The sequence below is a fragment of the Candidatus Pantoea multigeneris genome (assembly GCF_011752615.1).
GTDB classification, from domain to species: Bacteria; Pseudomonadota; Gammaproteobacteria; order Enterobacterales; family Enterobacteriaceae; genus Pantoea; species Pantoea multigeneris.
This window is the reverse complement of the sequence record NZ_VWXF01000002.1, coordinates 52,246-77,813: the sequence shown is the minus strand read 5'-3', so window position 1 is coordinate 77,813 and position 25,568 is coordinate 52,246. Positions and strand designations below refer to the sequence as shown.

Here is a 25,568-nt window from a genome sequence, read left to right as displayed (position 1 = left end):
GCAAGATGAGCTATTCCACTCACTCCTCGCTGTATGATGCCCTGTTGGCGATTGCGCTGGAGCACGAGGACAAAGTCGCTATTACCTGTGTCTCTGGTGAGCAGGTGACGTATGGCGAACTGATGGCGCGCATCGACCTTGCTGCCGCTGGGCTGGCGCAACAGGGGCTAAGTGCCGGACAATCCATTGCTCTTCTGCTGAGCAACAGCATTAACTACATCGCGCTGATTGTGGCCTGTGCGAAATCGGGCATTGCTTACTACCCGGTGCTGGAAAATTTCAGTGCGGATTATATTCGTCAGTCCATTGAGGTGATTCGCCCGGCAGTGCTGGTTGTTGATGGCTCGCGCCAGATTGATCCGCAGCCTCTTGCGACGCTTGAACTGACACAGCTGTTTAGCGCTACTGTGCCGTCAGAGCCGGTTGACGCAACGGTGCATACCGGTGTCTTCCGCATGCTGTGGTCTTCTGGCTCCACTGGTTTCCCTAAAGTGATTGTCTGGAATCAGCATAAGCTGGTGCTGGAGCGTCAGCGTTGGATCCGTGGCATCGGTGCTGGTGAGAACGATGTGGTGTTCTGTCGTCATGCGCTGGATGTGGCTCACGCAACTGACCTGCATGTGTTTACCAGTTTGCTGGCGGGGGCAAAACTGATTCTGTGCTCAGGCAAGGAGAGTGATGCCGAGATCCTGCGGCTGATTCTGCATTTCCGCCCCAGCATCATGAGCGCACTGCCCGCGCACTATCAGGCGCTGGCGGCGCTGTGCCAGGGTGAAGATCTCAGCTTTATTCGTCAGCCGTTTTGCGGCGGTAGCTACATTAATCAGCATCTGTTGCAGCAGGTCTATCAGCAGGCTGGGCTGGCGCTTAAGCAGCTCTACGGTTCCACGGACTTTGGTTTAGCGATGGTCCGTCACAGCCGTGAAGTGGCGGGCGATCTTGGCATGAGCCTGTTGCCGGGCGTGCGGGCTGAGCTTTCACCGTTGCCAGGTCTGGCACATAACTGCGGCGAGCTGGTGTTGATCTCACCTTTTACCAGCGAGGGCTATCTGGCTAATCCAGCGGCGAATGCCAAAACCTTCCGCAACGGACGCTACTTTACCGGCGATATCGCTTCACTGCGTGACGATGGTAAATATGTGATTCTGGGGCGGGTGAATGATGTGCTGATCACCACAGAAGGGGCAAAATTCAGCGCCGAACTGGATTATGTTCTGACGGCGCTGGCGGCGGACGCGGAGGTATTCACCCAGGTTGCACAGCCACAGGCGGGTGAGCAGCATCTTCGCGTGGCGATTCATGCTCGGGAAGCGGCACAGTTTGCGCAGGCGCAGCATCGGGTGGAGCAGGCACTGGCCGCGTGGAATATCAGCTATGTCATTGAATCTTTGGCGCAGGTGCCGCGTACGCCAGTTGGTAAGATCGACAAGCCCAAAATTTTCGCCTGACCAGGCCATTCTGGCGCGCATTTGCGGCAGAATGCGCTTTTTTCTCCGTTATGTGGCGGAAAAATAGACGATTTCGTCGCAAATTTGGCACAGACCCGGTTTTTTAGTTACCCTTTTGGCTTGGAGTGTCGGAGCTTCTCTGGCCGTTTTTGTTCATTCCGCGCTGCGGAACTTAACAACAGGGTAATGAAATGGAAGATTTAAATGTGGTAGACGGCATCCATAATGCCGGTGGCTGGTTAGTGCGTAATCAGGCGTTGCTGCTTAGCTATGCTGTGAATATCGTTGCGGCCCTCGGCATTATTGTTGTTGGTATTATCGCGGCACGCGTCATCTCGAATGGCATTAACCGCGTGATGCGGGCGCGCAGTATTGATGTGACCGTGGCGGACTTCCTCTCCTCCATGCTGCGTTATGCCATCATCGCCTTTACGCTGATTGCCGCGCTGGGCCGCGTAGGGGTGCAAACCGCTTCGGTGATTGCGGTGTTGGGTGCGGCGACATTGGCCGTTGCGCTGTCGTTGCAGGGTTCACTCTCCAACCTTGCCGCAGGCGTGCTGCTGGTCACCTTCCGTCCGATCCGTACCGGTGAATATGTTGATCTGGGCGGGGTGGCCGGTACGGTGCTGAACGTGCAGATTTTCTCTACCACCATGCGTTCTTCTGACGGCAAAATTGTGGTGGTGCCGAACAGCAAGATCATCTCCGGCAATATCCTCAACTATTCACGTGAACCGATGCGCCGCAATGAGTTTGTGATTGGTGTGGCGTACGATGCGAACGTTGACGAAGTGCTGGCTTTGCTGCGCCAGGTGGTTGAAGCTGATGCGCGCGTTATCCAGGAGAAGGGCATTCAGATTGGCCTGAACGAGATGGCACCTTCTTCACTTAACTTCATCGTGCGTTGCTGGAGCAACAGTGGCGATCTGCAAAACGTCTACTGGGATCTGATGAAAGACTTTAAAAATGCGCTGGATGCGAAGGGTATCGGCATCCCTTATCCGCAGATGGATGTGCATCTGCATCAGGTCAAAGCGCCTGGTGCGGAAGTGGAAAAACCACTCAGCCTGAGCAAATAACCGTAAGGGAGCCCGTCCGGCTCCCTTTTTTCTTCACTATTTTCTTTCTCTCCTGGTCTTCCTCTCCCTGTTATTACTGAACTCAGCCATCACGGCTTGCACCTAACTGCTTCAGTATCAAACCATTAATTAGAATGGTGCGATGACACACGGGAGGATTAATGACTTTTGATCTCACTTCGACCAAACTTTCAACGCTTTTCCGTTCTACGCCTGCCCCCCTGTTTAACCAGACTGAGGGGGGCCAAAATCGGCAGGTTAAATTTGAGCCGACAGCCGCCCAGACACTACGGGCGCTGAGCCAAATGAATGCGCAACAGCGATATGACGCCTACTGGAACATTTCCTGCGATCCGCTGGAGCAGAAAAAAGTAAAGATGGAGCTGGCAGAGCGTTATTTTATCTATGACGATCCCTGCGAGGGAATGGCGCTGTTAAATTATATTGCCCGGAGAAACGGCTGGAAAAACATCATTAATATGCCGGGTGATTATCGTATGGTTGGCATATTACACGATCGAAACCCTGAAAATGCGCAAGGTCATGATTTTCCGCCTGGTAAAGTTTTCGCGCTTGAATTAAGCGATCGCCTTGGCAATGTGCTGTTCTCGCGTAATTATGTTCCCCTTCACCAGAATAATTGTACCGAAAGTTGGCATTTCAACATTCTGGAACAGATTAGTCGGGCAATGCCCGTATCCGGACTAGAGAGCAAAAATTACCTGCATCTGGCTGCAATTACGGCAACCAGCTATAACAGCACCACACCGCATATTGAAAGCGGCTACGTGGATTCCCCATGCAGGAACCTGTTTCTGGTAAAAAAAGAGAGTGACGTGTATGACGTTGCATGGCGGATTATCGACCCAGAACCCATTGCTGTTGCTCATCGTAGCGTCTGGCTCACGCAGGCCGCAGAAAAAAAACCGTTTGGTTATCGCCAGTCGGCCACTCACCTGGCGAACGAAATTATGCACATTGCAGGTAACAAATCGCAGACAACCGGTCAGACCGAGGCGGTATTAGCCCTGTTATCTCGCAGAATTAATGATGGTACAGGAAAATGGCTCAATGACTTTAAAGGGTTTCTTAATCACTGGTTAGAGCGGAAGACAAAGATTAACGATGTGCTGAATAGCACCGTGACAGCGACCTATTATGAGTCCATCAAGGCTCAGTATCCCACTTTGCGCGGTACAGCACGCAGCACGGCTTCAGCGATTAATCCCCTCGTTGGTTCGCTACTGGAGAGCCTGAACTACGATGAAAAAACCAGCTCACAAAGCCTCTGGCGATTTTTACAGCAGCGCAAAAATTTTTTTGAGCCGAGAGAGATTCAGCTCGATGGGGTACCTTCTATACGTTTTCGCAGCGGTGCCAGGCTGACCTTTGAAGAGAATTTCCAGCGGGTGCGCTTTGCAAGCCCAGCAGCCAGCAACAGCAGTTTGATCAGGGAGTGTGTTAATCATCCTGCCGTGCTGCGTAGCGCCTGGGAAAGCTATATTGATGCACTATTTGCTGATGACCGATATTTGTCCGCTTATCTTAACGTGATGGATCTCTCGCTGGCGGCCACGCTTGATCGGGTTATCAACGGGCAGTATCCGCAATATCTCACCCTCGATACCACTCAACGGCAGGCTTATGCACAACAGGCGGAGGCGATTCGCCTGGGGAAACCGGGTGCCTTACTTCTGCAACATAACGGCGAAGAAGATACGCTGGCCGACAGGTTGATTCTGATCGGTGGCGCTCGGCCCCATGATTATCTCGCCTGTAGCGTTTCTCTCGGGAACAAGGTTTTTCACACCATCACCCTGACACCGGATGGCAATAATCTGCGGGTTCATGACGATGTCGTTGATTTTTTGCAGGATTTTTTCCCCGGCAACAGCCTGATGAAAACGCAGCGGCTAGCCGTGCCTACACCTGAGCGCACACGGCCGGTTGAGATGACGCTCAGGGAAGGTTTTTCATTGGTGGAAAACAGTAATCCTGTGGTTGCATTAGTGGAAGCGCACAAAGACGCGCGAAAACGCGTGGCGAAACAGTTGGCTAACTCGGCAGAAGAAACTGCCGAGTTAAATAAGGTGCGCTTTTACGATCGTCTGGCCGAGATTGCCACTGATGTGACGCTGGTTATCCCGCTGGCCGAGCCGCTGGCTCTGGAAGCGCTGGTCATTGAAGGGGTAACCAAAACGATTGTCGAAGAGGGCTTGCAGGTCACAGGAAAAGTGATTAACGCGGCCTCACTCGCTTTGCCGGTTGTCGCACAGTGGCAACGCTACAGCAGTGCGGTCAATCACTCGCTACAGGCCCAGCGTGAGTTTATTCAACTGACAGAGACGCTGGAGATCAACCTGTTGCTGGCAGCCCCCCATTTTCTGCCTGCCGCATCTGAAGAAACGCGCTATCGTCAGGCAAAAGCACAGGTGCAGGCTCGCAGTGATACCAGTGATGATTTGCCGGTCTGTCGAACGCGCCGCTCGCTATGGCCGACGTTATGTACAGAGGCATCGGCAAAAGCCACCAAATTTGCCGAACGCTATACCACCTCAATGCGTCAGGATGTCATGCTAAAAAGCTGCTGGGATTTCGTGATTGATATTCAACGCAAAGCGGGCATGATCACGCCACAACAGGCGTTGCAGTTACTCAAAACCCGTTCAAATAGTTTTCAGGATTTCATCGGAAAAGATGCGTTACTGATTACTTCGACGGCACAACTTAAAGCGATCCCACTCGGTGCCCGCCTGGCGTTTATTGCTGAAAATGGACCTCATCAGCAAGCGATGAATCACGCGATGATCTATTTAAAGGAGGGGCGTGCGGTGGGAGTCAGTAATCAGTGGCTGACGACGCATCTGGATTTTTACTTTTCTTCGGTTGCGACTCAGATCGATTTACATACCGATTTGAGATGGGGAATGGCCGGGCCGTTGAATAGCGAAGGTCAGCCAGTCAAGTTGTATGCTCAGTCAATGCAGGACATCAGGAAGCCGGTGTTAATGTCGGAGCTCCTGCATGAACAGGAGTTACATACCGCTCCCACCAGGAAACTAAAAGCGATAACGCTGAGTGATAGCAGAAAATCTGCGCTAATGAGCGATCTCGCGGCTGGCATGTACCCCAATCATCTGACGAAAAGTTATTTTTTGCGCGGTAGTCATTCGCTGAATGCCTGGCAACGCCAGACGCTGACGGAGATATTAACGCTGGTAAAAGGCATGCCGGATATAACGTTACAGGAGGCCGCAACACTCTTTCATGGTGATGCAATTACGGTTGCTGACAGCATCGCCTTGAAAGCGGGAGATTTGCTCCAGTCTCATCAATTGACCTTTTTCAGCCCGGAAATTTACGTTGCGAGTTATTTTAAGCAGTTTGCTGAAAAGGAGGTGAAGGTTATTTATCGCCTACCGGTTGCCAGTGCTGGCAGTGTAGGAAAACTCGATGTTTTGCCTCTGCACTATACCCGAATAAAAAATCATTATCGGGCTGCAAACCTGAATCATGCTGCCGACGCTGCACAAGGGGTGAAGATTGAAGGTGTGATCCCACCCGGCCAGATTTTTCGTGTAGTAAACATTGGGGAACAGCGACTTGCCCGGCAATCAGTGAAGGTGATTGAACTGGAATATATGCTGCGGGAAGAGAAAATTCTTGCCCGCAGTTTTAATGGCATGGATTACACACCGCCATAATTATGGATTATCTCACGCCCAGCGCTGGAATATTCCGTCCGTAGTAAATTTCACGCATCTCTTTCCAGAGCAGCCCGGTGATGCGCTGATGTTCATCAGCACTGAGATCTTCTGGCCGGGTGTTGAACAGGTAGTGTTTCAACTCGAACTTTTTAAGCAGCATCTTGGTGTGGAAGATATTTTCCTGATAGACATTCACATCCACCATGTCATACATCGCTTTCATATCTTCGGACATGAAGTTCTGAATCGAGTTAATTTCATGGTCGATAAAGTGCTTGATGCCGTTCACATCGCGGGTGAAGCCACGCACGCGGTAATCAATGGTGACAATATCTGATTCCAGTTGGTGAATCAGATAGTTGAGGGCTTTTAGCGGTGAGATAACTCCGCAGGTGGAGACTTCGATATCAGCACGGAAGGTGCACAGCCCGCCTTCCGGGTGGCTCTCCGGGTAGGTGTGTACACAGATATGGCTTTTATCGAGGTGGGCGACCACAGAATTGGGCAGCGGGCCGGGATGCTCAGAGGTATCAATATCTTTTGGATCGATCGGCTCTTCGCTGACCAGTATCGTGACGCTGGCACCCTGTGGCTCGTAATCCTGACGCGCAATATTCAGGACGTTAGCGCCAATGATCGAACAGGTTTCAGACAGGATCTCTGTCAGGCGGTTGGCGTTATATTGCTCATCGATATAGGCAATATAGCCATCGCGTTCGGCATCGCTGTTCGCGTAACAGATATCGTAGATACAAAAACTCAGGCTTTTTGTCAGGTTATTGAAGCCATGCAGTTTTAGCTTTTGCAATTTGATTTATCCCTTTTACTCAGCGGCGGGGGCCAGTGCATCCAGTAGATACTGCGGCAAGGCAAAGCTACCCAGGTGAATCGCTGGATTGTAATAACGGCAGCGCAATCCGGCGGCGGCAAAGCGTGATGTTAACGTGGGGAGATCCAGTTCGCGCAGGGCGGGATTATCGCTGGCCCAGGCAAACGTCATGATACCACCGTAATAGGTGGGCACCGCCGCCTGGTAAAAGCTGACATCGCTAAAGTAGTGGCTTAATTTACGATGGCTGGTGACGGCTTCATCCTGTTGCAGGAAGCACACCCCGTTCTGAGCCACGAAAATGCCCCCGGGATGCAGGGCGTTTTTACAGCCAGCATAGAATTCTGAGGTAAACAGGCTTTCACCGGGGCCGATGGGATCGGTGCAGTCAGAGATAATCACATCAAATTTCTGCTGCGTCTGAGTCACGAAGTTGACGCCATCATCAATCACCAGGGTGAAGCGGGGATCGGCATAGGCGCCAGCGCTGTGATTCGGCAGGTACTGCTGGCAGAAGCTCACCACACCAGCGTCAATTTCCACCATGGTGATCGACTCTACGCCAGGGTGGCGCGTAACTTCACGCAGCATGCCGCCATCACCGCCGCCAATAATCAGCACGCTTTTTGCCGCACCGTGCGCCAGAATGGGCACGTGGGCCATCATCTCGTGGTAGATAAACTCATCGCGTTCGGTGGTTTGTACCACGCCATCCAGCGCCATGATCCGACCAAAGGCGGCATTTTCGAAGATCACCAGATCCTGATGGTCGGTTTTATCACGATAGAGTGGCTGATCGACGGAGAAGTACTGACCAAACCCGTTGTGCAGGGTTTCATTCCAGGTGGGTTTTTCGCTCATTGCGGGTGCTCTCCTCTGATGGGGACGCCAGAAAATAAGAGCGACCCATCATAACGAAATTTATACCCGCTGGCGAAAACTTAACGGACGTAAGCCAGCAAACTCAGGGAGTCACGCGCCAGTGCTTTGCACTTCTGGCTGTTGCTGATGGCGATACCGCTGAGATCTTTATAGCTGTCTTCACCCAGAGACTTCATGTTGTAGCTGCTGTAATTACTTAAATCCCAGCGATTTTGCTGAGCAAAAAACACCAGTGCCTTGCGGATTTGTGCGTCCGGAAGTTCCTGATAACCACAATCGTTTTTCAGGTAGACAAATACGGCGGTTAAATCAGCCATATCCTCCGCCTCTGATTCACTCAGGGCGAAGCTGGAGGAGGAGAAGCTCAGCAGCCCCACCAGAACCATCAGCAGCCTGATGCTCTTCTTCATAGTTTGTCTCAATCAGGAATAGTCGTTTGACGTTAGCATAGTTGATATAGGTATTTCGATAAATATGCGTTTTGCGTCACGGAAGGCTTTTTTTTCAGTGCATTCTGTAATCGCCACTTGACCCTACCGCAAGGGGACAGTTTAGCATTTGCATACCCATATTTATTATAAGGAAGTGATGTCATGCAACGTCGGCAATTCCTCAAACTGACCGCTGCACTGGGTGCCGCAGGCGCTTTACCGTTGTGGAGCCGCTCTCTCATGGCTGAAACCCGGCCGCTGCTCCCGTTGCCTACGCTGCTGGAGCCCGATGGACGCGGGCACATCACTCTGACGGCGATGACCGGCACCAGCGAATTTGCTGGCAAAAAGGTGCCAACCTGGGGCTACAACGGCAATCTGCTCGGGCCAGCCCTGCGTTTGCAACGTAACCAGCCGGTGACGGTGAGCCTGTTTAATCAGCTGCCTGAAGCGACGACGGTACACTGGCATGGGCTGGAGATCCCCGGTGAGGTTGATGGCGGTCCACAGGCACGCATTGCGCCTGGTGCCTCTCGTCAGGTCACTTTTACGCCCGATCAACCCGCCGCCACGTGTTGGTTCCACCCACACCTGCATGGCCGTACTGGCTTCCAGGTGGCACAAGGACTGGCGGGCCTGGTGTTACTGGAAGACAGCGAAAGCGGCAAGTTGCGCCTACCGGTGCAGTGGGGCGTGGATGACGTTCCGCTTATTTTCCAGGATAAGCAGCTCAACACCGCAGGCGATGCGATTGACTACCAGCTCGATATTATGCGTGCGGCGGTAGGCTGGTTTGGCAATATGATGCTGACCAACGGCGTGCAGTATCCGCAGCATGCCGTGCCACGCGGCTGGCTGCGTCTGCGGTTACTTAACGGCTGTAATGCACGCTCGCTGCACATCGCCGCCAGTGATAAACGTCCACTGTATGTGATCGGCAGCGACGGGGGATTACTGGCCGAACCGGTCAGCGTGAGCAGCCTGCCGCTGTTGCCGGGAGAGCGTTTCGAGGTGATGGTGGATACCTCCGATGGCAAAGCGTTTGATCTGGTGACCCTGCCGGTCGAGCAGATGGGGATGACGTTGGCGCCGTTTGACCAACCGCTGCCGCTGGTGCAGATTCTGCCGCTGCGCGTGATGGCCAGCGCTACCTTGCCGGACAAGCTCGTTGACCTGCCTGCGGTTCACGCAACCGATAAGCTTAATAGCCGCTGGCTGCAACTCTCTATGGATGCCCAGCTCGACCAACAGGGCATGCAGGCGTTGATGCAGCGCTATGGCGCACAGGCGATGGGCAAAGGGCACGGTATGGCAAACAGCCATCACGATATGGCGGGAATGAAAATGGACGCCGGTGCCTCAGACTCAGAGATGAAGGGCATGTCTGATATGCCAGGTATGGCAATGGATCATAGCCAGCATGGTATGGCAAACCCGCCAAAAGCGGCTGAATATGATTTCCACAACGGCAATAAAATCAACGGTAAAGCCTTCGACATGCAGCACCCGGCGTTTAATGTGGCGCAGGGCAGCATGGAGAAATGGACCATTTCTGGCGAAGGCGACATGATGCTGCACCCGTTCCATATTCATGGCACACAGTTCCGCATTTTGTCGGAAAACGGTAAAGCCCCTGCGCCGCATCGCCAGGGCTGGAAGGATATGGTCAGCGTCAACGGCTGGCGCAGCGAAGTGCTGGTGCGCTTCAATCATGCGGCGACCAGTGAACACGCCTATATGGCGCACTGCCATCTGCTGGAGCATGAAGACACCGGTATGATGCTGGGCTTCACCGTCGCTTAACGCACACCGCCGGGCCAGTCCCGGCGGGCTCTCCTGACGGATATCTTCACGCCGATCCTGATCGTTTTCGCTACTCCTCAACGGGGGGAGCGAGGCCGCGTGATGGCGTTATCCTGGCGGTTCCGGTAACGGATAACGCACAGGCGCTTTTTCCCTCTTCTACGGTTGCTGTTATACTCCGGTCCTCATTGGTTCGCTGTTTGCTCGCCTCCGTGCATTCGCGACATGATTTTTCTGGTTAACGTCTGTGAGACAAAGGTTATGAAACACACTGTTGATGTGATGATCTCCACTGAAGAGATCGCCACCCGTATCGCTGAGCTGGGTAAAGCCATTACTGAACACTACCGTGAGAGCGGCAGTGAAATGGTATTAGTTGGGCTGCTGCGCGGTTCCTTTATGTTTATGGCCGATCTGTGCCGTGCGATCGATGTGCCGCATGAAGTGGACTTCATGACCGCCTCAAGCTACGGCAGTGGAATGTCATCCACGCGTGACGTGAAAATCCTTAAAGATCTCGACGAAGATATTCGCGGCAAAGATGTGCTGATCGTCGAAGATATTATCGATTCAGGTAATACACTGAGCAAAGTGCGTGAAATTCTGGCGCTGCGTGAACCAAAATCACTGGCGATTTGTACGCTGCTTGATAAGCCAGAACGCCGTGAAGTTGAAGTGCCGGTAGAATATGTCGGTTTCAGCATCCCGGATAAGTTTGTTGTTGGATTCGGTATTGACTACGCGCAGCGCTATCGCCACCTGCCTTATATCGGTCACGTTGTTCTGCTGGACGAATAATCGCACGATCTTTCAGGTTCGCCTGTACCAACTCCGCTACAATGCGCTCCCGCCAGCATCACGCTGGCGGAAAACTTAATACAGGGTATGGATTCGTCATGACTTATGCACTGGAACTTTCCCGGCTAACTAAAACCTATTCTGGCGGCGTACAGGCGCTGAAAGGCATCGATCTTAACGTTGAAGCCGGCGATTTTTATGCGCTGCTCGGGCCAAACGGTGCCGGGAAATCAACCACCATTGGCATTATCAGTTCTCTGGTCAACAAGTCTGGCGGCAATGTGCGCGTATTCGGCTATGACCTGGAAAAAGATAAGGTCAATGCGAAACGCCAGCTTGGGCTGGTACCGCAAGAATTTAACTTTAACCCGTTTGAAACGGTGCTACAGATTGTGGTTAACCAGGCGGGTTACTATGGCGTAGAGCGCCGTGATGCGCTGGTGCGCGCAGAGAAATATCTGACGCAGCTTGATCTGTGGGGCAAACGCAACGAACGCGCACGTATGCTTTCCGGCGGGATGAAACGTCGCCTGATGATTGCCCGTGCGTTGATGCATGAGCCAAAGCTGCTGATTCTTGATGAGCCAACAGCCGGGGTGGATATCGAACTGCGTCGTTCCATGTGGGGCTTCCTCAAGGAACTCAATGCACAGGGCACCACCATTATTCTGACCACGCACTACCTGGAAGAGGCGGAAATGCTGTGCCGCAACATCGGGATCATTCAGAGCGGTGAACTGGTAGAAAACACCTCCATGAAAGGGCTGTTGGCGAAGCTGAAATCCGAAACCTTTATTCTCGATCTGGCACCACACAGCCCGGTCCCCACCCTGGAAGGGTTCCAGTATCGCCTGGTCGATACCTCAACGCTGGAAGTGGAAGTCCTGCGTGAACAGGGCCTGAACAGCGTATTTAGCCAGCTCAGCGGGCAAGGGGTGCAGGTGTTGAGTATGCGCAACAAAGCGAACCGTCTGGAAGAGCTGTTTGTTAGCCTGGTGCAGGGCAAGGCAGGAGGAAAAGTATGACGCATCTTTACTGGGTAGCACTGAAAAGTATCTGGGCGAAAGAGATTAATCGCTTTGCACGTATTTGGGTGCAGACCCTGGTGCCGCCGGTTATTACCATGACGCTGTACTTTATTATTTTCGGTAATTTAATTGGCTCTCGCATTGGCGATATGCATGGCTTTAGCTATATGCAGTTTATTGTGCCAGGACTGATCATGATGGCGGTGATCACCAACGCTTACGCCAATGTCGCCTCTTCATTTTTCAGTGCGAAGTTTCAGCACAATATTGAAGAGCTGCTGGTGGCTCCGGTCCCGACGCACATTATTATCGCCGGTTATGTTGGCGGTGGCGTTGCTCGTGGGCTGTGTGTCGGCATTCTGGTGACGGCGATTTCGCTGTTCTTCGTGCCTTTCCACGTTTATGACTGGGGCATGGTGGCGTTGACGCTGTTGCTGACCGCGATTCTGTTCTCGCTGGCGGGCCTGTTAAATGCGGTATTTGCCCGCACATTTGATGACATCAGCCTGATTCCGACCTTTGTATTGACCCCGTTAACCTATCTGGGCGGCGTATTTTACTCCCTGACGTTACTGCCTCCTTTCTGGCAGGCGGTGTCTAAGCTTAATCCGGTTGTGTATATGATCAGTGGATTCCGCTACGGTTTCTTAGGGATTCATGATGTCTCACTGGTACTGAGTTTGTCGGTATTACTGGCGTTTATCATTGCTTTTTATGCGATTGTTTACAGCCTGATTCAAAAAGGGCGCGGACTGCGCACCTGATATTTAGTTATTTAGTTATTTAGTTTTTAAAACGAGACCTTAGCCCGGTCTCGTTTTTTTATATTTAAAATTCTTCAATAATTCCCAGCTACTGCTTGTATTAGCCTTCCAACTTATTTCTCACAATTCTCCCGCCTATCGATTCGCGTATTTTCGCGGGCTCGATTGAATCATGACATTCAACATCCTGTTATTGAGAAGAGAGAATATATGCGCAAACACCCTTCCACCCGTGGGGAGCCACAATCACCAGGAAGACGCTTAATGCGTCGCTTTGCACTGGCGCAGGTTGCCGTGCTGCTTGGTGTCGCTCTTACCCCATTTTATGCAGCTATGGTGCGGGCTTCTTTTGATGCTTCGGCAAAAAACTTTTTGCTTGATGGTGCTGCGCAGCATGCCAGCGAGTTGGCTCAATCGCGCGATGCTGGAAGCTACTTCACCCAGCAGGCTACCAGCCTGGCATCCAGCCAGATGCAGCAGTGGCTGGAGCAATTTGGCACCGCTCGCGTTGAGCTGGGCGCAGACAGCAAATTCAAAACCCACTCAGGTTCGGTAGATCTCCTGTTACCGCTGTATCAGGATGATGACCATATTATTTTTTCCCAGCCAGGCCTGCGCACGCTCGATTCACAGGTAACGGGCAATCTCGGCTTTGGGCATCGTCACTTTATTGATGACTGGATGCTGGGTTACAACGCCTTTTACGATCATAACATTAGCCTGGGTCACAAGCGCCTCGGCCTGGGTGGGGAACTGTGGCGCGATTACCTGAAACTGTCGGTTAACAGTTACTACCGTCTGTCTGACTGGAAAACCTCGCGTGACGTTACTGGATATGAAGCTCGGCCGGCGAATGGTTTTGACCTGCGCGCTGAAGGCTGGCTGCCGGACTGGCCCGCTATCGGCGGTAGGCTGATGTATGAGCAGTATTACGGCAATGAAGTGGCATTGGGCGGTAGGGATACAAGGCAAAAAGATCCCAGCGCTTTTACAGGAGGTGCTAGCTACACACCGTTTCCACTTTTGACGTTTACTGCCGACCATAAAGTGGGCAGTGGTATCAGCGACACACGTTTTGGCATGCAGGTGAACTATCAGCTTGGTGTGCCAGTGGAAAAACAGCTGGATCATATGGCGATAGACGAACGTCGTACCTTAGCGGGTAGCGCCATGGATCTGGTGGAACGTAACAATAATATCGTGCTGGAATATCGTCAGCAGGAGAGCTTTGTGCTGATCCTGCCATCCACTATCAGTGGGGTAAGTGGAGGGACACAATCCCTGGATTACACGCTGAAAAGTCGTCACGGCCTAAGCCGTATTGTCTGGAATGATGCTGAGCTAGTGGCTGCGGGCGGTAAAGTCGAAGCGCTGAGCGCGGAGAGCTATCAGCTGACACTGCCACGCTATAACTTTGGCGCTAAAAATCAGTACACGCTGAGCGGTGTCGCCTACGATCGCCGTAATGTCGCTTCGGCAGTTGCAACCACACAGATCATCATTCAGGAGCCAGGCGTTGATAGCAGGGCCAGCAGAGTTGATGCCAGTGATTATTCTCTGGTCGCCGATGGAATATCCTCAACCACAGTGACCGTCACGCTGGTTGCTAAAGATGGTCAGCCGCTAAGCGGGATGTCGCAGCAACTGCAGGTTGATTTGAGTCAGTCAAAAGCGACGCTGCGCCAGCAAAACGCCACTCGGGGGGATATACGTGAAGTCAGCGCTGGACGCTACGAGTTTGCCATTATTGCCGGAACACTGCCTGGTGAACTGACGGTTATCACCTCGGTGCTGAACACCGCCTTGAATTCGCTAAAAATTAACCAAATCGCCGATAGCGGGTTACCAGGAATTCTCGATACCGATCTGGTAGTGATTAACAATAATGTGGTCGCTGATGGCACAGCCACTGCCGAAGTCCGCGCTCGCGTTACGGATAAAAACGGTAATCCGGTCGTGGGCCATGAAGTCACCTTTAGCCTTTCAGGTTCTGCGCAGGTTGCCGCGGGTAGTTCACTAAAGCGAAATAGCGACGCTGATGGCTATGTCTCTGTCAAACTGGTCAACGTTAAGGCGGAAACCGTTACGGTACGAGCCAGTACGGGAGAGGGGAAAAACACCAGTAAAGACGTGCAGTTTATCGCGGATGCCAGCAGTGCAGACATTGTCAAAGGGAGTATTTCGCCTGATAAAACCCGCGCGGTCGCAGACGGCATTGATGGCATTATCTATACCGCGATTGTGCAGGATGCTAAAGGTAATCTGTTGAAAAACCAACGTGTTAACTGGTCAACCACCGCGGGCGTCTTAAGTCAGAGCTTTAGCGATAGCAACGAACAGGGGCGAGTAACGGCGACGTTACGTAACAGCAATACCGGACGCGCAGTGGTCTCAGCGCAGGTGAAAACCAAAGTTAATGCAGATGCAGTGCTGTTTACCGGCGATACCAAAACAGCGCGTGTTGCTTCATTGTCAGAATCAAAGGCTGTGATGACCGGTTCAGACGGTGACTTGAATACCCTCATTGCGGTAGTGAAAGATGCCGAAGGGCGATTTGTTGAAGGGCAGGTCGTTAACTGGAGTGCCACTTCAGGCGGCAGGATTGAGCGAACTTCTGTAACCAATGATAGAGGGGAAGCAACGGCAATCCTTTATGCCAAAAACACCTCCAAAGTCAAAACACAGGTCTCTGTGATTGTGGATACCAATTTAACTTCCGAGAGTCGGGCGGTAACGGTTCGTCCAGTTTATGCTGTGGGTAACCGCTACTACTGGACGATGTATACGGAATTCAAAACAGTTGAAGAGGTGCAGGCGAATAACGAATGCCGTACTTACGGTGGCGGTCGGGCGGCTAATTTGAACGATTTGGCTTATTTTGCCGCGCAAAAAGCGAATTTCAATGAGATGGAGGCTGGCTCTGGCTATTGGACCAGAGAGTTCTCCAAAGAGTATTACCAAATGTTCGGTACTCGTTCTGGGAACACCGTTACGATGGGGCTTTTCAGGACATACATAAGCAGCGATGGGAGTACCAGACAACCCGGCTATCACTACACAACGACCATCAACTCAGCATCGAATAATTTTGTGTGTGTAAAAGACTGACTCTTCACCCCCGGAGAACCGGGGGGAATAGCGACGATTAAGCCACCTGTACCGGAAGCGCCTTTGCCAGGCGCTTCATTTCATTCTGGCCTTCGAAGTAAGCGACCTTTGGCTGCCATTCGCGTGCCACGGCATCTTCTACCTGTACGTAAGAGCAGATAATCAAAATATCCCCTTCGCAGGCACAGCGTGCTGCCGCGCCATTGACCGAGATAATTTTTGAGCCCGCTTCCGCAGAAATTGCGTAGGTGGAAAAACGCTGACCGTTGGTCACGTTATAGATATCGATGGCTTCATATTGCAGGATGCCGGAAGCATCCAGGAAATCCTGATCGATAGCGCAGGAGCCTTCGTAATTAAGATCGGCCTGTGTCACCGTAACGCGGTGCAGTTTGCCTTGCAAAACCGTGCGAATCATAGCGGTAATTCCTGTGTCAGAGTGACGCTTACTGCGTCAAATCAACCTGTTGGTTATCAATCAATCGCGCTTTACCTAACCAGCCAGCCATCAGGATTACGGCGCGCTGGCTTTCGGTGGTCAGCGGCTGCAACGAGTCGGCATCACAGATCGCCAGTCCGTCCGGGCGCAGTCCTTTCTCCTGCAACGCGGTTTCGGCTTCGGCCAGAATCTCTTCGACGTGGCGTTCGCCGTTTGCCAGGCGTTCGGCAATCGCGTTCATCACCTGTGACAGACCCGGTGCCAGCTTACGCTCTTCAGAAGTGAGGTAGGCATTGCGTGAACTCAGCGCCAGGCCATCTTTGGCACGCACCGTTGGCACACCGATGATTTCGATGTCAAAGCCCATATCACGCACCATTTTGCGAATGATGGCTAACTGCTGGAAGTCTTTCTCACCGAAGCAGGCAACGTCAGGCTGCACCAGATGGAACAGCTTACTCACCACGGTAGCAACACCACGGAAGTGGCCGGGACGGCTGGCACCTTCCAGCACTTCGGACAGCACCGGCACTTCAACATAGGTGTGGGTATCCAGACCTTCGGGATAGACTTCAGCCGGGGCTGGAGCGAAAACAATATCGACTTTGCGGCGGTTCAGCTTCTCGCAATCTTCCTGCAAGGTGCGGGGATAACGCGCCAAATCATCCGCGTGTTCAAACTGCATCGGGTTCACGAAGATTGAGGCGACAACAATATCACCACGCGCGCGAGCTTCATCCACCAGTGTTAAGTGGCCATCATGCAAGCTGCCCATGGTGGGAACCAACGCAATGCGTTTCCCTTGCAGGCGATGACGGCGGATTTCCTGGCGCAGCAGCGCAATAGTTTCAACAATTAACACGTTCTTCTCCTGCTTACTGGAAGCTGTGTTCAGCACCGGGATAGAGGCCGCCTTCCACTTCAGCGATATACTGGCGAATAGCCGCGCGCGCATCGCCGGTTTCCGCGAGGAAGTTTTTCGCAAATTTCGGAATGTGGCCGCCAGTAATACCAAAAGCATCGTGCATTACCAGAATCTGGCCGTCTGTGACGTTACCAGCACCGATGCCGATCACCGGAATGGTTAATGCCTGGGTGATACGCTGTGCCACGGCCACAGGCACGCACTCCAGTACCATGAGCTGTGCGCCTGCGGCTTCAATTGCCAGCGCATCTGCCAGCAGACGATCGGCGGCTTCGTCGCCACGTCCCTGAATTTTATAGCCGCCAAAAATGTTCACCGACTGTGGCGTTAAGCCGATGTGACCACATACCGGCACCGCGCGCTCGGTCAGCGTGCGTACGGTTTCTGCCAGCCATGCTCCGCCTTCCAGCTTGACCATATTGGCCCCGGCACGCATCAGCTGTGCGGAACTGATACACGCCTGTTCCGGCGTGGCATAGCTCATAAAGGGGAGATCGGCTAACAGCAGTGATTGCGGTGCCCCACGGCGTACCGCAGCGGTATGGTAGGCAATATCGTCAAGGGTGACGGGCAGGGTAGACTCATGGCCCTGTACCGTCATACCGAGAGAGTCGCCTACCAGCAGCACCTGAATGCCTTCATCGGCAAACAGACGAGCAAAACTGAAGTCATAGGCAGTCAGAGTGGCAAATTTGTGACCACTGGCTTTCCACTGGCGTAACTGAGTAATAGTGGTGGGTTTCATGACGCGCTCATTACAGCAATTTATGATGCGCGCAGTTTACTGCAATGAACACCGCAGGGATATGTCTGCGGTGCTATTCAGTTGAACCAGGGCTGAATCGTGCTGCTATCTAGCGCATCCAGCAGAGATTTTAACGGTTTTCCGTCAGGGAAGCAGAGGGTAGGGGCGATTTCCAGCAGGGGAAGCAGCATAAACGCCCGTTGGTGCATATCGTAGTGCGGTACGGTGAGACGCTCGGTGTTAATCACCGCATCTCCGAACAGCATAATGTCGATATCCAGCGTGCGTGGTCCCCAACGTTCCGCTTTGCGCACCCGGCCATGCTCAAGCTCAATGCGCTGCGTGTGGTCCAGCAAGGCTTCAGCACTGAGTTCGGTTTCCAGTGCGACGGCGGCATTGAGATAGTCGGGCTGATCGGGTGGGCCATAGGGCGGTGTGCGATACAGCGCTGAGGTCGCCACACGGCGGCTCAGCGGCAGTGCATCCAGCGCCTGTAACGCCGCATCCACCTGATGCAGTGGATCGGCGAGATTACTGCCCAGCGCCAGGTAAACGCGGGTCATGAGGCGTTGTTATTGCTGTTGTTGCTACGCGCAGGGCCATTCGGACGGCGGCGCGGGCGACGGGTGGTTTTACGGCGCGGAACCGGATCATCCCCGAGGGTGTTCAGCATGGTTTTTTGCTGTACCGGTGCTGCCGCCTGGAATTCACCCCACCAATGCGTCAGACGCTGTAGCTCCTGGTTGTTTTCCACTTCGGCACGCAGTGCCAGCAGATCATAAGCCGCGCGGAACTTCGGATGCTCCATCAGCTTCCAGGCGCGTTTACCGTGACGGCGCGAAATGCGCAGTTGCAGCGTCCAGATATCACGTACCAGGGTGGTAATGCGTTTCGGGATTGCCAGCGCACGGCAGGCTTCATCCAGCGTATCGTTCATCGCCAGGGCAAAGGCTTCATACCAAGGCAGACCGCTCTCTTGTGCCATTTGCTGCGCCGCTTCCATTTGCGGATACCAGAAAATCGCGGCAAACAGGAAGGCGGGATTCACACGCATGTCGTTTTGAATGCGGTTATCGGTGTTTTTCAGCACCTGAATAATCATGCGTTCCATCGCGCTGTCACCGGCTTCGGTGAAGTTCCGCGTGATCGTCGGGAACAGCGGCTGGAACAGCTGGAATTCACGCAGCTTCAGGTAGGTGCTGTAACCGTGACCTGCTTGCAGCAGCTTCAGTGACTCCTCGAACAGACGTGCAGGAGGAATATCATTCAGCAACGTGGCGAGGCGCGGAATCGGCTCTGCGGTTTCTGCCGCAACGCGCATATCCAGTTTGGCGGCAAATCGCACCACGCGCAGCATACGCACCGGATCTTCGCGGTAGCGGGTTTCCGGATCGCCAATCATGCGGATAATCCCCAGCTCCAGATCCTGCAACCCGCCAACGTAATCACGCACGGTGAAATCGGCCACGCTGTAATAGAGGCTGTTGATGGTGAGATCGCGGCGTTGGGCATCATCTTCAATTGAGCCAAAGATGTTATCACGCAGCAGCATACCGTTCTGGCCGCGCTGTGAGTTGTTGCGATCCTGCTCTTCTTCCTGATGATGACCACGGAAAGTGGCGACTTCAATCACTTCCGGGCCAAACATGACGTGCGCCAGACGGAAGCGACGACCGACCAGACGGCAGTTGCGGAACAGCTTGCGCATCTGTTCTGGCGTGGCGTTGGTGGAGACATCGAAGTCTTTCGGCTGTTTGCCCAGCAGTAAATCACGTACGCCACCGCCCACCAGGTAGGCTTCAAAACCGGCTTTGTTCAGGCGATAGAGCACTTTCAGGGCATTTTCGCTGATATCTTTGCGCGAAATGTTGTGGCTCTCACGAGGGACGATCGCCATATGTTGACGCTCCGGTTCAATCACCTCTGCGGGTGCCTCCTCATCACGTTTGAGGACTTTGCGGCAAAAATTCGCTACTCGGGTAAAAATAGTACACCTCGACAGTGACATAAAAAGGGTGTTGTTAAAATCAGCGGCTAATCATAGCTTGAAGTGAACCGTTTGAGAATGCTGTTGTCAGCATGTTCCCACGAGGGATGCCAGCAATATCCCAATGGTTCACCGCAGCAGCCAGTAATTGTGCCTGCGTTTCGTCGGCCCAGCCGTCACTGACGGGCTGACCCAGAAAGCGTAATGCGGCCACCAGTAGCGGGCGCGGATCGCCTGCTGGCAAGGCTGGCGCGTGATTCTGCTTGGATAATTTATTGCCATCTGGGTTTAACGCCAGCGGCAGATGCAGGTAATCGGGCACTGACCAACCGAGCTGTTGATACAGGGTGATTTGTCGCACGGTGGGCTCAATTAAATCCGCGCCGCGCACGATTTCCGTGACGCCTTGATAGTGATCGTCCACCACCACCGCCAGATTGTAAGCAAACAGCCCATCACGGCGATGGATAATAAAGTCTTCTTCTGCCATCCGTGCATCTACGCTTAACAGGCCCTGCAAACCATCATGAAACTGATACACCGGCTGATGCTGGCGCAAGCGCAAAGCCGCGTGTTCTGGCCCGTGTTGCAGCGTGCGGCAGTGGCCGTCGTAGAAACCGCCTAACTGTTGAATGCGGCTGCGTGGGCAGGTACACCAGTAACTTTGCCGTTCCTGGCACAGCCAGTTCAGCACTTCGCGGTAGGCTTCATGGCGCTGGGACTGCCACAGCACGTCGCCATCCCAGTGCAGGCCATAATGTTCCAGTTGATGCAGGATTTGCTGTGCGGCACCGGCCACTTCTCGTGGCGGATCGATATCTTCGATGCGAACCAGCCAGCGGCCCTGTTGCGCACGCGCGTTGAGATAGCTACCCAGCGCAGCAATCAAAGAACCAAAATGGAGTTCACCAGAAGGAGAGGGTGCGAAGCGCCCAACACAGGGGGAAGAACTGTTCATCTCAGAGGTGACCGCACAGCGGGAAAACAGAGGTTTCCCCGCCGTTTGGTGATTCACAGAGGCGGCACATCAGCCAGCCATCTGCTTCTCGCGGATTTCTGCCAGCGTTTTGCAATCAATGCAAAGGTCAGCAGTTGGACGCGCTTCCAGGCGGCGAATGCCAATTTCTACACCGCATGAATCGCAGTAGCCGAAATCGTCATCTTCCACTTTTTTCAGCGTTTTCTCGATCTTCTTGATCAGCTTACGCTCGCGGTCACGGTTACGCAGTTCAAGACTGAACTCTTCTTCCTGTGCGGCACGGTCGACCGGATCCGGGAAGTTTGCTGCTTCGTCCTGCATATGTGAAACAGTGCGGTCCACTTCATCCCGCAGTTGATTACGCCACGCTTCCAGTATTTTCTTGAAATGACCCAACTGAGCGTCATTCATATACTCTTCGCCTGGTTGAACCTGATATGGCTCTACCCCAGCGATAGCGAGAATACTCAGGGACGATGTTTTACGGTTTTGCCCTTCTTGCATGTTGTTTCTCCTGGATAACACGCACTATACCTATCATCTTCAGATTGCTGCTTCAGCTCAGCATATAGCGACCATCCAACGGCTTTCTGAAGATTCTTTGGTACATCGATCCCCCAACGGGGAAAAACAGGCCGCTATAAATAGCAGAAGCAGTCAGGGTTGGCAATTATTCCTGTCAACACCTTGACAAGCCTGTGAGGAACAGCGTAATCGGCGCACGGCTCAACGCATTCTTATCACAGCAAATTGTCTGGAATATTACAATGCGATGGGCAACGACTTATTTATTAACATGCCCGAAGTCGAAAGCGAAGCCTGATACGCCAGAAGTTCCACACCGCTTTTATGCGCCTGGACCAGTTGTTCTGCATACGCGGCATCGATATGCCGTGCCGGAGAGACGTCCTCAATCCCCGAGTGCAAAACAGTAAACAACAAGACTGCCCGATGGCCCGCCTGCGCAACCGTGCTCAGTTCGCGCAGGTGCTTTTGGCCTCGCAGCGTCACCGCATCCGGAAAATAGCCTTTTCCCTGCTGTAAAAGGGTTACGGACTTGACTTCAATATAGCAGTTGCGCCGACCCTCTGCTTGCAGCAGAAAATCGATTCGGCTTTTTTCACTGCCATATTTGATCTCCGCCTGGCAGCGATCATAACCGGATAATTCCGGGATGAGCTGTAACGCGAGTGCTTCCCGCACCAACTGGTTGGCGCGCAGGGTATTTACGCAGATCCAGTCACCGGTTTGAGTCTCGGTTAATTCCCAGCTGTGCGGATATTTGCGCGTCAGGCTAGTCGAGGTGGAATACCAGACGGTATCACCTGGCGTGGCACAGCCGGTCATGGCGCCGGTATTGGCGCAGTGCAGCGTAAAAGTCTCGCCAGCAGGCGTGACGACATCCGCCAGGAAGCGCTTATAGCGGGCAATTAAACGCGCCGGTTGCAGTGGGGGATCGAACAGCATACATCTCCTTATGCGAGAGGCAGCAGCGGCCAGCGGGCCAGCTGTTTATAGCGGGTGCGGCCACGGCTAAAACTGGAGGAATAAAGGCCAAAGTGCTCTACCGCAAATTGCCAGTGGAAACCGGGTGCTGGCAGTGCCACGCGCTGGGTAGCGTGACGCAACAGCGTGATATGCGGATGAAACGGCTGAGTGCTCTGCGGGCAGCCGTGGCGCGCGGCCTGAGAACGCAACAGGCTGGCCAGTTGCAGCAGCCCACGCGGCGCACGCTGGCAGCCCAACCACACCACGCCCGGTCGCGGCCAGTGGCCTGCATCATTTAACTCAATCTGAAAACCGGGCTGCTGAATACGTGCGGCGGCTTGCTGTAAACGCGCGGATGTGGTGTCACTGACGTCACCTAAAAACGCCAGCGTCAGGTGCAGGTTGGCCGCTTCTACCGGTTTACCGTCTTCCGCGGCGAACTGTTCTGCCCGCCAGTTAACGAGCTGCTGCGGCAGGGGTTTAGGCAGGCTAAGCGCAAAAAACAGGCGTTGTGTCGCCATAGCGGCTTCTCGTTAAGGCAGTGATACAATGCGCGGCATATTAACACAGGTGATAAGTGGAGTTGGCGGTGAATGATTTACCAGTGAGCGCAGTGCTACCTGAATTACTGACGGCGCTGGAACAGTCGCGGCAGGTGCTATTAGCCGCGCCCACCGGGGCGGGGAAATCCACCTGGCTACCGCTCCAGTTGTTGCAGCAGGCGAACCTGCCAGGGCGGATCATTATGCTGGAGCCGCGCCGGTTAGCCGCGCGTAATGTTGCTCAGCGCCTGGCGCAACAGTTGGGGGAGCAGCCTGGCGGTACGGTGGGCTTCCGCATGCGGGGCGAAAGCTGCTGTGGGCCTGATACCCGGCTGGAAGTGGTTACTGAAGGTATTCTGACCCTCATGTTGCAGCAAGATCCTGAGCTGCAAGGGGTGAGCCTGGTGATCCTCGATGAGTTCCATGAACGCAGTTTACAGGCGGATTTGGCACTGGCACTGCTGCTGGATGTGCAGCAGGGGCTGCGCGACGATCTCAAAATTCTGCTGATGTCCGCCACGCTCGATAACGCCCGACTTTCCGCCCTGTTGCCTGATGCGCCATGGGTGATTTCTGCTGGACGCAGTTTCCCGGTAGAGCGCCGTTATGCTTCACTTCATTCTCAAACTCGCTTTGAAGAAGCGGTTGCGCGCGAAGTGGCACAGCTGCTGCGCGATGAAACGGGTTCACTGCTGCTGTTTTTACCCGGCGTGGCGGAAATTGAACGCGTAAAGCGGGAGCTGGAGAGCCGGATCGCGCAGGATGTTGACCTCACGCCACTGTATGGCGCTTTGCCGCTGGCTGCTCAGCAGCGTGCTATTCAGCCTGCGGCCACAGGTCGACGCAAAGTGGTATTGGCAACCAATATTGCAGAGACCAGTCTGACCATTGAAGGTATTCGTCTGGTGGTTGACAGTGCGCTGGAACGGGCCGCGCAGTTTGATGTGCGCACCGGGGTGACGCGCCTGCAAACGCAGCGGATTAGCCAGGCTTCTATGGTGCAGCGCGCAGGCCGTGCAGGCCGACTGGAGGCGGGGATCTGTCTCCATCTGATACCTATGGAGCAGGCCGAGCGGGCGGCAGCGCAGAGCGAACCCGAGATTTTACACAGCGATCTCAGCCCACTGTGGCTCGATCTCCTGAGTTGGGGATGCAGCGATCCGGCTCAGCTAACCTGGATGGATGCCCCTCCACAGCGTGCGCTCTCTGCCGCACAACAAACCCTGACCCAACTGGGCGCACTGGATAATCAGGGCCGCTTAACGCCTTTGGGGAGCCGTATGGCGCAACTGGGTGGCGATCCCCGCCATGCGGCAATCCTGTGTGCCGCTGGCCGTGATGCAGATGCCATCGCCAGTGCCGCCTTGCTGGTGGCCATTCTGGAGGAGCCGCCCCGCAGCGGTTCACCGGATCTGCGTGATGCGTTGCATCGGCCACAACCCCACTGGCAGAGACGTGCCGCGCACTGGCAAAAACGGCTGGGTGCGCCACGCGGTCAGTATGATGAATCCCTGTTACCGCGCCTGTTAGCCGCTGGATTTGCCGATCGCCTGGCACGCCGCCGTGATGACAGTGGGCGCTACCAACTCGCCAATGGGCAAGGTGCGATGCTGGATCAGCAGGAAGGATTAACCCGCCAGCCGTGGCTGATTGCGCCGCAGCTGCTACAAAGTGCAAACACGCCGGATGCGCGTATTTTACTGGCGCTGCCGGTGGATCTCGACGCGCTGCTGCTGACGTTACCGCAGCTGGTAGAGAGCCGCATTGAGGTCGAGTGGGATGAAGAGAAAGGCACATTGCGCACGTTGAAGCGCGATCAGATTGGCGCACTGGTGCTGCGCAGCCAGCCGATGGCGCGGCCCGAACCGGAAATTTTACATGCGGCAATGCTGCGCTGGGTGGCAGAAAAAGGGCTGCAAGTGTTGGGCTGGAGCGATGAATCTCAGCAACTGCGCCTGCGGATGCAATGCGCTGCCGAGTGGCTACCGGAAGAGGCGTGGCCCGCAGTAGACGATGAATCACTGCTACACTCTCTGTCTCACTGGCTGCTGCCGCAGATGAGTCAGGTGCGCGATGTGAAAGGGCTGCAAAGCGTCAATCTTGTCAGTGCACTCTTACATTTACTCACATGGTCACAACGTCAGCGTCTGGATAGTGTACTGCCAACTCATTACACTGTGCCGACCGGAAGCCGGCTGCCAATTTGTTATGCCAGTGATAAGCCACCTGCGCTGGCGGTCAGGATTCAGGAGATGTTTGGTGAAGCCTCTAATCCGGTGATTGCGGAAGGGCGTGTACCGCTGGTGCTGGAGCTGCTATCTCCGGCCCATCGTCCCTTGCAGATCACCCGGGATCTGGCTGCCTTCTGGCGCGGTTCCTGGCGCGAAGTGCAGAAAGAGATGAAAGGGCGCTATCCCAAACATGCATGGCCAGACGATCCGGCCAATGCACTGCCGACCCGGCGCACCAAAAAGTTTTCACCTTAAGCACGTGCAGGATCTGAAATTCAGAGGGTTCTGCGAGGCGAAATGTCCGAAAGCAGTTAGAGTAGCGGCGCAGCCGAAGCTATGCCTGGAGAAAAAATAA

At 53.9% G+C, this 25,568-nt stretch carries 21 protein-coding genes; 9 read left to right on the top strand and 12 right to left on the bottom strand.

Features of this window, described 5'->3' with window-relative positions:
- Positions 1-5: 5 nt before the first annotated feature.
- From F3J40_RS06015 to F3J40_RS06005, 3 genes are all read left to right on the top strand, one after another.
- Positions 6-1,448: a class I adenylate-forming enzyme family protein gene (locus F3J40_RS06015; protein WP_167012985.1), complete on the top strand. Its 1,443-nt coding sequence runs from the start codon at positions 6-8 to the stop codon at positions 1,446-1,448.
- 191 nt (positions 1,449-1,639) lie between these two features.
- On the top strand, positions 1,640-2,527 hold the full coding sequence (mscS, locus tag F3J40_RS06010) for a small-conductance mechanosensitive channel MscS (protein ID WP_167012984.1): 888 nt from the start codon (positions 1,640-1,642) through the stop codon (positions 2,525-2,527).
- Between the two features lie 161 nt (positions 2,528-2,688).
- The gene (locus F3J40_RS06005) at positions 2,689-6,231 is read left to right on the top strand and encodes a hypothetical protein (protein WP_167012983.1); all 3,543 of its coding nucleotides are present in this window, start codon (positions 2,689-2,691) and stop codon (positions 6,229-6,231) included.
- A 7-nt stretch (positions 6,232-6,238) separates the two neighbouring features.
- On the opposite strand, the gene speD is transcribed toward F3J40_RS06005, so the two are convergent.
- From speD to F3J40_RS05990, 3 genes are all read right to left on the bottom strand, one after another.
- A complete protein-coding gene (gene speD, locus F3J40_RS06000; RefSeq protein WP_167012982.1) occupies positions 6,239-7,042 on the bottom strand; it encodes an adenosylmethionine decarboxylase in 804 nt (267 codons plus the stop codon).
- 15 nt (positions 7,043-7,057) lie between these two features.
- The gene (speE, locus tag F3J40_RS05995) at positions 7,058-7,924 is read right to left on the bottom strand and encodes a polyamine aminopropyltransferase (RefSeq protein WP_167012981.1); all 867 of its coding nucleotides are present in this window, start codon (positions 7,922-7,924) and stop codon (positions 7,058-7,060) included.
- A gap of 80 nt (positions 7,925-8,004) precedes the next feature.
- A complete protein-coding gene (locus tag F3J40_RS05990) occupies positions 8,005-8,355 on the bottom strand; it encodes a YacC family pilotin-like protein (protein ID WP_017348486.1) in 351 nt (116 codons plus the stop codon).
- 183 nt (positions 8,356-8,538) lie between these two features.
- Between F3J40_RS05990 and cueO the strand changes: the two genes are divergently transcribed.
- The 5 genes from cueO (at position 8,539) to F3J40_RS05965 (ending at position 15,877) form a co-directional block, all read left to right on the top strand.
- Positions 8,539-10,179, top strand: a complete 1,641-nt coding sequence (cueO, locus tag F3J40_RS05985) for a multicopper oxidase CueO (protein WP_167012980.1) — start codon at positions 8,539-8,541, stop codon at positions 10,177-10,179.
- Between the two features lie 261 nt (positions 10,180-10,440).
- Entirely contained in the window at positions 10,441-10,977 is a 537-nt protein-coding gene (hpt, locus tag F3J40_RS05980) for a hypoxanthine phosphoribosyltransferase (protein ID WP_017348488.1), read from the top strand.
- A 98-nt stretch (positions 10,978-11,075) separates the two neighbouring features.
- Positions 11,076-12,002 (top strand): ABC transporter ATP-binding protein, encoded by a 927-nt coding sequence (locus tag F3J40_RS05975; protein WP_017348489.1) that lies wholly within the window; start codon positions 11,076-11,078, stop codon positions 12,000-12,002.
- On the top strand, positions 11,999-12,769 hold the full coding sequence (locus tag F3J40_RS05970; RefSeq protein ID WP_167012979.1) for an ABC transporter permease: 771 nt from the start codon (positions 11,999-12,001) through the stop codon (positions 12,767-12,769). Before F3J40_RS05975 ends, F3J40_RS05970 begins: the two co-directional genes overlap by 4 nt.
- A 264-nt stretch (positions 12,770-13,033) precedes the next feature.
- Entirely contained in the window at positions 13,034-15,877 is a 2,844-nt protein-coding gene (locus tag F3J40_RS05965; protein ID WP_167012978.1) for an inverse autotransporter beta domain-containing protein, read from the top strand.
- 37 nt (positions 15,878-15,914) lie between these two features.
- Here F3J40_RS05965 and panD read toward each other — a convergent pair whose 3' ends face one another.
- The 9 genes from panD to thpR all read right to left on the bottom strand — a co-directional run bounded on the left by panD (position 15,915) and on the right by thpR (position 22,961).
- Positions 15,915-16,295: an aspartate 1-decarboxylase gene (panD, locus tag F3J40_RS05960; protein ID WP_017348493.1), complete on the bottom strand. Its 381-nt coding sequence runs from the start codon at positions 16,293-16,295 to the stop codon at positions 15,915-15,917.
- A gap of 28 nt (positions 16,296-16,323) precedes the next feature.
- Positions 16,324-17,178 carry a pantoate--beta-alanine ligase gene (panC, locus tag F3J40_RS05955; protein WP_167012977.1) on the bottom strand — a complete coding sequence of 285 codons (855 nt, stop codon included), beginning with the start codon at positions 17,176-17,178 and terminating at the stop codon, positions 16,324-16,326.
- Between the two features lie 13 nt (positions 17,179-17,191).
- Positions 17,192-17,986 carry a 3-methyl-2-oxobutanoate hydroxymethyltransferase gene (gene panB, locus F3J40_RS05950; RefSeq protein ID WP_167012976.1) on the bottom strand — a complete coding sequence of 265 codons (795 nt, stop codon included), beginning with the start codon at positions 17,984-17,986 and terminating at the stop codon, positions 17,192-17,194.
- A 77-nt stretch (positions 17,987-18,063) separates the two neighbouring features.
- Positions 18,064-18,549 (bottom strand): 2-amino-4-hydroxy-6-hydroxymethyldihydropteridine diphosphokinase, encoded by a 486-nt coding sequence (gene folK / locus F3J40_RS05945; protein ID WP_167012975.1) that lies wholly within the window; start codon positions 18,547-18,549, stop codon positions 18,064-18,066.
- Complete coding sequence (pcnB, locus tag F3J40_RS05940; protein ID WP_237761022.1) at positions 18,546-19,973, bottom strand: polynucleotide adenylyltransferase PcnB; 1,428 nt, start codon at positions 19,971-19,973, stop codon at positions 18,546-18,548. The genes folK and pcnB overlap by 4 nt, the downstream gene beginning before the upstream one ends.
- Positions 19,974-20,013: 40 nt before the next feature.
- Entirely contained in the window at positions 20,014-20,931 is a 918-nt protein-coding gene (gluQRS, locus tag F3J40_RS05935; protein ID WP_167012974.1) for a tRNA glutamyl-Q(34) synthetase GluQRS, read from the bottom strand.
- Positions 20,932-21,000: 69 nt separating this feature from the next.
- Positions 21,001-21,456, bottom strand: a complete 456-nt coding sequence (gene dksA / locus F3J40_RS05930; RefSeq protein ID WP_167012973.1) for an RNA polymerase-binding protein DksA — start codon at positions 21,454-21,456, stop codon at positions 21,001-21,003.
- A gap of 258 nt (positions 21,457-21,714) precedes the next feature.
- Entirely contained in the window at positions 21,715-22,419 is a 705-nt protein-coding gene (gene sfsA, locus F3J40_RS05925; protein WP_167012972.1) for a DNA/RNA nuclease SfsA, read from the bottom strand.
- Positions 22,420-22,427: 8 nt separating this feature from the next.
- Positions 22,428-22,961: an RNA 2',3'-cyclic phosphodiesterase gene (gene thpR, locus F3J40_RS05920; protein ID WP_167012971.1), complete on the bottom strand. Its 534-nt coding sequence runs from the start codon at positions 22,959-22,961 to the stop codon at positions 22,428-22,430.
- Positions 22,962-23,029: 68 nt separating this feature from the next.
- Here thpR and hrpB point away from each other — a divergent pair, with 68 nt between their 5' ends.
- A complete protein-coding gene (gene hrpB / locus F3J40_RS05915; protein WP_167012970.1) occupies positions 23,030-25,468 on the top strand; it encodes an ATP-dependent helicase HrpB in 2,439 nt (812 codons plus the stop codon).
- Positions 25,469-25,568: the final 100 nt, after the last annotated feature.